Annotated in this window: 6 protein-coding genes; 2 read left to right on the top strand and 4 right to left on the bottom strand. The window is 70.3% G+C overall.

Annotated elements, in window-relative coordinates; genetic code table 11:
- Positions 1 to 704 precede the first annotated feature (704 nt).
- On the bottom strand, positions 705 to 1,253 hold the full coding sequence (locus tag AOK17_RS43180; protein WP_055618118.1) for a MarR family winged helix-turn-helix transcriptional regulator: 549 nt from the start codon (positions 1,251 to 1,253) through the stop codon (positions 705 to 707).
- Positions 1,254 to 1,402: 149 nt separating this feature from the next.
- Here AOK17_RS43180 and AOK17_RS43175 point away from each other — a divergent pair, with 149 nt between their 5' ends.
- Entirely contained in the window at positions 1,403 to 2,674 is a 1,272-nt protein-coding gene (locus tag AOK17_RS43175) for an MFS transporter (protein ID WP_055618117.1), read from the top strand.
- Positions 2,675 to 2,756: 82 nt separating this feature from the next.
- Here AOK17_RS43175 and AOK17_RS43170 read toward each other — a convergent pair whose 3' ends face one another.
- The 3 genes from AOK17_RS43170 to AOK17_RS43160 all read right to left on the bottom strand — a co-directional run bounded on the left by AOK17_RS43170 (position 2,757) and on the right by AOK17_RS43160 (position 6,778).
- The gene (locus tag AOK17_RS43170) at positions 2,757 to 3,587 is read right to left on the bottom strand and encodes a class I SAM-dependent methyltransferase (RefSeq protein WP_055618116.1); all 831 of its coding nucleotides are present in this window, start codon (positions 3,585 to 3,587) and stop codon (positions 2,757 to 2,759) included.
- A 56-nt stretch (positions 3,588 to 3,643) separates the two neighbouring features.
- Positions 3,644 to 5,290, bottom strand: a complete 1,647-nt coding sequence (locus AOK17_RS43165) for an ATP-binding SpoIIE family protein phosphatase (protein WP_055618115.1) — start codon at positions 5,288 to 5,290, stop codon at positions 3,644 to 3,646.
- 123 nt (positions 5,291 to 5,413) lie between these two features.
- On the bottom strand, positions 5,414 to 6,778 hold the full coding sequence (locus AOK17_RS43160; protein WP_079053612.1) for an NAD(P)/FAD-dependent oxidoreductase: 1,365 nt from the start codon (positions 6,776 to 6,778) through the stop codon (positions 5,414 to 5,416).
- 378 nt (positions 6,779 to 7,156) lie between these two features.
- Between AOK17_RS43160 and AOK17_RS43155 the strand changes: the two genes are divergently transcribed.
- Entirely contained in the window at positions 7,157 to 7,951 is a 795-nt protein-coding gene (locus tag AOK17_RS43155) for a TetR/AcrR family transcriptional regulator (RefSeq protein ID WP_055618114.1), read from the top strand.
- Positions 7,952 to 7,988 lie beyond the last annotated feature (37 nt).

Raw genomic sequence — 7,988 nt, 5'->3', positions numbered from 1 at the left:
AATGTATTCCCGTAATCGGGACAACACCACGAGAGCGGAACCACCGATCGGAATAAGATCAATGATTCACAGCGTCCTCGCTGATGCGCCTGCCGGAACAATGCCCGGCAGGACTTTTTCAAAGGAACCTCCACCCACCACATAATGCGGTGGACGGGGTATCAACATATCTGGCGTTGATTTTTGGCACGCTGTTGAGTTCTCAAGGAACGGACGCTTCCTTTGTACTCACCCTCTCGGGCTTTCCTCCGGGCTTCCCTTCGGTCTTGCGTTTCCGACTCTATCAGACCGTTTTCCGATCCGATTTCCTCGGTACTTTCCGGCCTTTCGGCCTTCCGGCGGTGTTGACTGTATCAGATCCTTTCGGGTCTGACTCCCTGTCAACCGGGTTTGTCTTTGCGGCTGTTGGGCCGTTCCGACGATCCAAACTTTAGCGGATCCTCTCGGCAGTTCCTAATCGGGCTGCCGGCCCCAAATCGAATTGAATTCGGGCACGCCGAATTCGCCCCGTTGGGGAGATCGTGCTGATGGTTTGGTGTGCCGCTTCTGCGGCGGAGGTGCTGTCGCAGAACCGTTACGGCCCCGTGGCAACTCGAAGAACCTTACGGACCGGCGAGGGGAGTGTCAAGTCTCCCCCGGGCGGCCACCCGGCAAACCAGCGGCGAGCAGGAAGTCCGAGCCGGGGCCGAGCCCCAACTCAGGCTTCAGTCAAGGTCGGTGAGCCGGCCGCCGGCGTCCGGCTGGGCGTGCTCCACGCGGCGCAGCAGCCGGGTGAGCACCTCGCCCAGGACTCCGCGATCCTCCGGGGAGAGGTCCTGGAGCAGCTCCTCCTCGAAGACGGAGGCGAGACGCATGGCCGCCAGCCACTTCGAGCGCCCCTCTTCGGTGAGCTCCACGATGACGCGTACGCGGTTGGACTCGTCGCGCTCACGGGTGACCAGGCCCTCCGCGACCATGCGGTCGATGCGGTGGGTCATGGCGGCCGGGGTGAGGCCGAGTCGCTTGGCGAGGTCGCTCGGGCCCATTCGGTAGGGGGCGCCGGAGAGGACGAGGGCCTTGAGGACCTCCCACTCGGCGTTGCTGATGCCGAGGGTGGCGGTCTGACGGCCGTAGGCGACGTTCATGCGGCGGTTCAGGCGGCCCAGCGCCGAGACGATCTTCTCGACCTGGGGGTCGAGGTCCTGGAATTCGCGCTGGTAGGCGGCGATCTGCTCTTCGATCGTCGGCTCGCTGACGCGGCGGGTGTCACCCATGGGCCGCAGTATGGCACGCGCCCGCTTGGCGTTGAAGTCCTTCGGGATGTACTGTTTAGATCCTAACTTTAGCTTCGAAGTCTTCACCTCTAACTCCTGAGGCAGACGTAAGACTTCTCCTACCAAGGCAGGTGAAAGTGACCAGGGCGATGGGCGCTGAGATGCGCCGGATCCATGTGGGCAACGCACTCAGCGCGTTCGGGCTCGGCTTTACCGTCCCGTATCTGTACGTCTATGTGGCGCAGGTACGGGATCTTGGTGCGATGACGGCGGGGCTCGTGCTCGCCGTCTTCGCCGTGGCCGCGCTCGTGGTGCTGCCGTTCGCCGGGCGGGCCATCGTCCGCCGGGGCCCGCTGCCGGTGCTGCTCGCCGCCCTGGTCACCGCCTCCGTCGGAGCGCTGAGCCTCGGGCTCGCGAGCAGCTCGACGACCGTGCTGTTGTCCGCAGCCGCTCTCGGTGCAGGTCAGGCCGTGATGCAGCCGGCCCTCGCGACGATGATCGTGGACTTCTCGTCGGCCGAGACGCGGTCGCGCGCTTTCGCCACCCAGTTCTTCCTGCAGAACCTCGGCCTCGGGGTCGGCGGGCTCATCGGCGGTCATCTCGTCGACGCCTCGCGGGCGAGCTCCTTCACGCTGCTGTTCTCGATCGAGGCGGCGATGTTCCTGCTGCTCGCCGTGATCATGGCGACCGTACGGATGCCGCGGGCGCCCAAGGTCGAGGGTGCGCCGGGAGGAGCCAGGGGCAGTTGGAAGCAGTTGCTCGGCAACCGGGCCATGGTGCAGCTGTGCGCGGTGGGCTTCGTGCTGTTCTTCGCCTGCTACGGGCAGTTCGAGTCGGGGCTGAGCGCGTACGGCGTCGAGGCGGCCGGGATCTCCACGTCCGCGCTCGGGACCGCGCTTGCCGCGAACACGGCGATGATCGTGGTCGCCCAGTTCGCCGTGCTGCGGTTCGTCGAGCGGCGGAAGCGGTCCCGAGTGATCGCCGCTGTCGGGCTGATCTGGGCCTTCGCCTGGGTCGTCGCCGGGTACGCAGGGCTCGGGCACGCCAGCCAGACCATGGCGACGGCCGCGTTCGTGTCGACGTACGCGCTGTTCGGGCTCGGGGAGGCGATGCTGTCGCCGACCGTCGCGCCGCTCGTCGCGGATCTGGCGCCGAGCGGGATGGCGGGGCAGTACAACTCCGCCTTCGCCCTGGTGAAGCAGCTGGCGCTCGCGGTCGGGCCCGCGGTGGGCGGTCCGATGGGGGCCTCGCTGCATGCTCCGTACGTCGTGACGTTCCTGCTGTTCTCGCTGGGGATCACGTTCCTGGCGGTGCGGCTGGGGAAGCAGCTCACTCCCGTACAGAATCAGCCGTCGCTGGCTAAGAGCCGGGTTGTGGCGCGGGGCGGGGCTTCGGCCGAGTCCGTGCAGACCGCGGCCTGACGGGCGTACGGAGCAAGAGGAACTGAGGACGGCCGTCACCACTCATGTGGTGGCGGCCGTCCTGCTGTTTGCGCGGATGTGCTCAGTGGACGGCTGTCACCAGGGTGGACGTGAACGGGAGCGTTGCCGTGCCGTCTGGGTTCGTGTGGTCGGCGAGGGTCGCGGCCACCGCCTCTGCCGCCTGGGTGAGGCAGTCCGGGCCGCCTGCCTCCTCGATGGCCTGGCCCCAGGGGACGGCCGAGAGGTGGCCGCGGGCGAAGGCGGCGAGCGGGGGCAGGGTGATGCCGAAGGTGATGTCATGGCTGACCACGTCGTGGAAGCCGGCGTCGGTGAGGGCGGCCGTGAGGCGTTCGGCGGGGCAGGAGAAGGCCATCGCGAGGTGCGCCTCGGCCTCCGGGCCGCCGTACTCGGTGATGGCGCGGTGGTGGGCCTCGAAGTACGGGGAGCGGTCCCGGGCGGCCCAGGCGGTGGCGGCGAACCGGCCGCCGGCGCGCAGGACCCTGGACGCCTCGACGAGGGCCGCGCCGAGGTCGGGGAAGAACTGGACGCCCTGCTGGCAGAGGACGGCGTCGAACGTGTCGTCGGGGTAGGGGAGGCGGTCGGCGGGGGCCGGCGTGAACTCGATGTCCGGGTACATGCGGGGTGCCTTGGCGGCGGCAACCTTGAGCATGCCCTCGTTGAAGTCGGCGGCCGCGACATGGCCCGTGGGGCCGACCCGGGCGGCGGCCGCGCGGGCCACGAAGCCGGTGCCACAGGCGAGGTCGAGGACCTGGTGGCCGGGACACAGGTCCACGGCGTCCAGCACCGCCTCGACGAACGGTGCGTTGATCGGTGCGCCGTACTCCTCGTAGCGCTCGGGAGCGCTGCCTTTGAGCTGAAAGCCCGTTTCTTCTGCCTGGGGTGAGCTAGCCATGGGTGAGCTACTAGCACCGCGGGGCGGGTCCGACCAGATGCCGCGCGGCTCCTGGGTCAGGTGGTGCGCGGGAGTGCGAACTCGCACCACACCGCCTTGCCGCCGCCCGGGGTGCGGCGGGAGCCCCAGTTCGAGGCGATGGTGGCGACGATCGCGATGCCCCGGCCGGACTCGTCGGCCGGCTCGGCGCGGCGGCGGCGCGGGAGGTGGTCGTCCCCGTCGGTGACCTCGACGATGAGGCGCCGGTCGGTGCGGCGGAGTCTGAGGCGCATGGGCGGGGTGCCGTGCTGGAGGGAGTTGGCGACGAGCTCGCTCGCGGCCAGTACGCCGAGGTCGTGCAGGTCGGTCGGGAAGCGCCAGCTGGTGAGGACGCCGGAGGCGAAGGCACGCGCGCGTGGGGCCGCTTCCACGCCGCCGAGCAGCTCCAGGGCGGCGTTGCGGAAGAGCTCGCTGTCCGGTCCCGTACGGGCCGGGTGCTGGAGGACCAGGACGGCGACGTCGTCGTCGTGGTCGGCGGTCACGCCCGCCGAGCGGACCAGGCGGTCGCAGACGACCTGGGGGGTGCCGGTGGCGCCGGCGAGGGCGCGCTCCAGGGAGGCGATGCCCTCGTCCAGGTCCGCGTCGCGGCGCTCGACCAGGCCGTCGGTGTAGAGCACGGCGGTGGAGCCGGGGCCGAGGGGGATCGAGCCGGAGGCGTGCATCCAGCCGCCCGTGCCGAGCGGGGGGCCGGTGGGTTCGTCGGCGCGCAGGACCGTGCCGCTCTCGTCGCGGACGAGGATCGGGAGGTGGCCGGCGGAGGCGTACACCAGCCGGCCCTCGTTCGGGTCGTGGACGGCGTACGCGCAGGTGGCGATCTGGTTGGCGTCGATCTCCATGGCGAGGCCGTCCAGGAGCTGGAGGACCTCGTGCGGGGGCAGGTCGAGGCGGGCGTAGGCACGGACGGCCGTGCGGAGCTGGCCCATGACGGCCGCCGCGCGGACACCGCGGCCCATGACGTCGCCGATGACGAGGGCGGTGCGGCCGCCGCCGAGGGTGATCACGTCGTACCAGTCGCCGCCGACCGCGGCCTCCGTGCCGCCGGGGTGGTAGGTGGCGGCGACGCGCAGGTCGTCGGGCTCTTCGAGCTCCTGGGGCAGCAGGGAGCGCTGGAGGGTGACGGCGGTCTCGCGCTGTCGGCGCTCGCTGGCGCGCAGCCGCTCGGCGGCCTCGGCGTGGTCCGTCACGTCGGCGGCGAAGATCAGTACGCCACTCCCTTCGGGAGTGGCCGAGACCTCGACCGGTGTGCACGTGAACGTGTACGAGCGTCCGCCGGGGGCCTTGCGGGACTTGACCGTACGGGGCTTTGAGCTGCGCAGGACCTGGTCGAGGAGCGGTAGCAGGCCGATCTCTGCCAGCTCGGGGAGCGCGACGCGGGCGGGCTCGCCGGCCGGGCGGACGCCGAAGGCCGCCACATAGGCGTCGTTCACGTACGCGAGGCGGTGGTCCGGGCCCTGGACCAGGGCGACGAGGGCCGGGATGCGGTCGAGGACCTCGCGGACCGGCAGCTCGTCGACGACGGGCAGGAGCGCCGCGTCGGACATCCGCTCGGCGCGTGCCGCGGGCACGGAGCCCTCCGAAGGGAGCGCCGTCGGCGAATCCTCGGTCCGCGCTGCCGCGCGGCGCTGCGTTCCGGGGAGCCGGGCGCTCCAGCGCGTGAAGTTCACAGTGGGACAGGCCTCGTGGGTTTGAAGGGCGAGCGGTCGGCCCGCCCATGGTGTGGACCAGTGTGTCCGACCGGACCGACATCCGTCAGACGCGGGCGCGCCCGGTGGAGTTCCTTGGTCCGGTCAGGACGACCCCTTCGGGTTCTGAGGAGGCTTTCCACCGGCCGCGAGTTCGAACTCCGCACGGGGATGTTCGAGCGAACCGAGGGAGACGATCTCCCTCTTGAAGAGCCCCGACAGGATCCATTCGGCGAGCACGCGGGCCTTGCGGTTGAAGGTGGGCACCCTGCTCAGGTGGTAGACGCGGTGCATGAACCAGGCAGGGTAGCCCTTCAGCTTGCGCCCGTAGACGAACGCGACACCCTTGTGCAGTCCCAGGGAGGCGACCGAGCCGACGTACTTGTGCGAGTACGTCTCCAGGGACTGGCCGCGCAGCGAGCGGGCGATGTTGTCGGCGAGGACCTTGGCCTGGCGCACGGCGTGCTGGGCGTTGGGGGCGGTCTCCGTGCCGGGCTCGGCGGCGGTGACGTCGGGGACGGCGGCGGCGTCTCCCGCGGCCCACGCGTGCGTGGTGCCGTCCACGGTCAGCTGGGCGGTGCACTTCAGACGGCCGCGTTCGTTCAGCGGGAGGTCGGTGGCCGCGAGGACGGGGTGCGGTTTCACGCCGGCGGTCCACACGACCGTACGGGTCGGGAAGCGCGCCCCGTCGCTGAGGACGGCGACGCGGTCCGCGCAGGAGTCGAGGCGGGTCTCCAGGCGTACGTCGATGTTGCGGCGGCGCAGCTGGGTGACCGTGTACTTGCCCATGTCCTCGCCGACCTCGGGGAGGATGCGGTTCGAGGCCTCGACGAGGATCCACTTCATGTCGTCGGGCTTGACGTTGTGGTAGTAGCGCGCGGCGTAGCGGGCCATGTCCTCCAGCTCGCCGAGGGCCTCCACTCCGGCGTAACCGCCGCCTACGAAGACGAAGGTCAGGGCGGCGTCGCGGATCGCGGGGTCGCGGGTGGAGGAGGCGATGTCCATCTGCTCGATGACGTGGTTGCGCAGCCCGATGGCCTCTTCGACGGTCTTGAAGCCGATGGCGTACTCGGCGAGCCCGGGGATCGGGAGGGTCCGGGAGACGGAGCCGGGGGCCAGCACGAGTTCGTCGTACGTGATCTGCTCGGGGCCCGTGCCCTCCTCCTCGGTGGCGAGGGTGGTGAGGGTCGCGGTGCGCTTGGCGTGGTCGATGGACGCGGCCTCGCCGATGACGACCCGGCACTGGTCGAGGACGCGGCGCAGCGGCACGACGACGTGGCGCGGTGAGATCGAGCCCGCGGCGGCCTCGGGCAGGAACGGCTGATAGGTCATGTACGGGTCGGGCGTCACCACGACGATCTCCACGTCGCCCCGCCTGAGCTCGGGTTTCAGCTTCCGCTGGAGCCCGAGAGCGGTGTACATCCCGACGTAGCCGCCGCCGACAACGAGAATGCGCGCACGTTCCTTCACTCACCCATGACGCACCGGCTACGGGAGTTTGTCCACAGGCCCGTCAATTTGTGTGACCGGGCGCCTGAGACGCGCACGGTTGGCCGATTTGCCGGAGTGCGGGGAAGCTTCGCAGGTCAGCGGGTGTGAGCGGGGTGGAAGTAGGGGGCGCAACCGGGACGTATGCGGCCCGTAGCCCGATCGGGGGGCGCTCCGTGCGGAACCTGCCCCTTCTGAATTGACCCCCACTCAACTATGTTCGTGTGTCATCGGGGTGTAGGGGGATGCGCTCGACGGGTTCGTGCGGCGAGACCGCGCGGCGAAGGCTGTTCCGCTCGCTCCGGCTGTCAATGGCGGGGAGAGTCTCCGGGGGGAGACGTCATTACCGGGGGAACACATATGCACATTCAGGACTCTCAATGGTCTTCCGCGTCTGCCATCGGAGCGGGCGGAGCGATCAGTGCGGCGGCATCGAACGGACGCGGCGTGGGGGACCCGTCGCGCACGACGCCACTGCGCGTGGACGCACAGCGCAATCTGGAGCACGTACTTCGAGCGGCCCGTGAGGTCTTCGGCGAGCTGGGGTACGGCGCGCCGATGGAGGACGTGGCACGGCGCGCCCGCGTCGGTGTCGGCACGGTGTACCGGCGCTTCCCGAGCAAGGACGTCCTGGTCCGGCGGATAGCCGAGGAGGAGACCTCCCGGCTGACCGACCAGGCGCGCTCCGCGCTGGGTCAGGAGGACGAGCCGTGGTCGGCGCTCTCGCGCTTCCTGCGGACGTCGGTGGCCTCGGGTGCCGGGCGGCTGCTGCCTCCGCAGATCCTGCGGGTGGGCGTCGGCGACGAGGGGTCCGAGGGCACGGTCCTGGACGAGACGCGGGTGCCGCAGCAGCGGTCCCAGCCGCTCTCGCCCGAGCTGCGGCTCGTGGAGCAGCGGCCGGCTCCCCTGCAGGAGTCCGTCGAGGTCGTGTCGATCGAGGACGACGCGGGTGCGGCGCAGCTGCTGGAGGTCGTGGGGCGGCTCGTGGACCGGGCTCGCGCGGCGGGCGAACTGCGTGCGGACGTCACGGTGGCGGACGTACTGCTGGTGATCGCCACGGCGGCGCCCTCGCTGCCGGACGCGGCCCAGCAGGCTGCGGCGTCGGCTCGGTTGCTGGACATCCTGCTGGAGGGGCTTCGGTCGCGGCCGGCGTGATGCGCGGTGCCTCCGGCGGGGTGCGGGTGTCTTCGGC

This window comes from Streptomyces phaeochromogenes, from assembly GCF_001418655.1.
Classification (GTDB): Bacteria; Actinomycetota; Actinomycetes; order Streptomycetales; family Streptomycetaceae; genus Streptomyces; species Streptomyces phaeochromogenes.
This window is presented reverse-complemented; position numbering and strand designations above follow the sequence as displayed.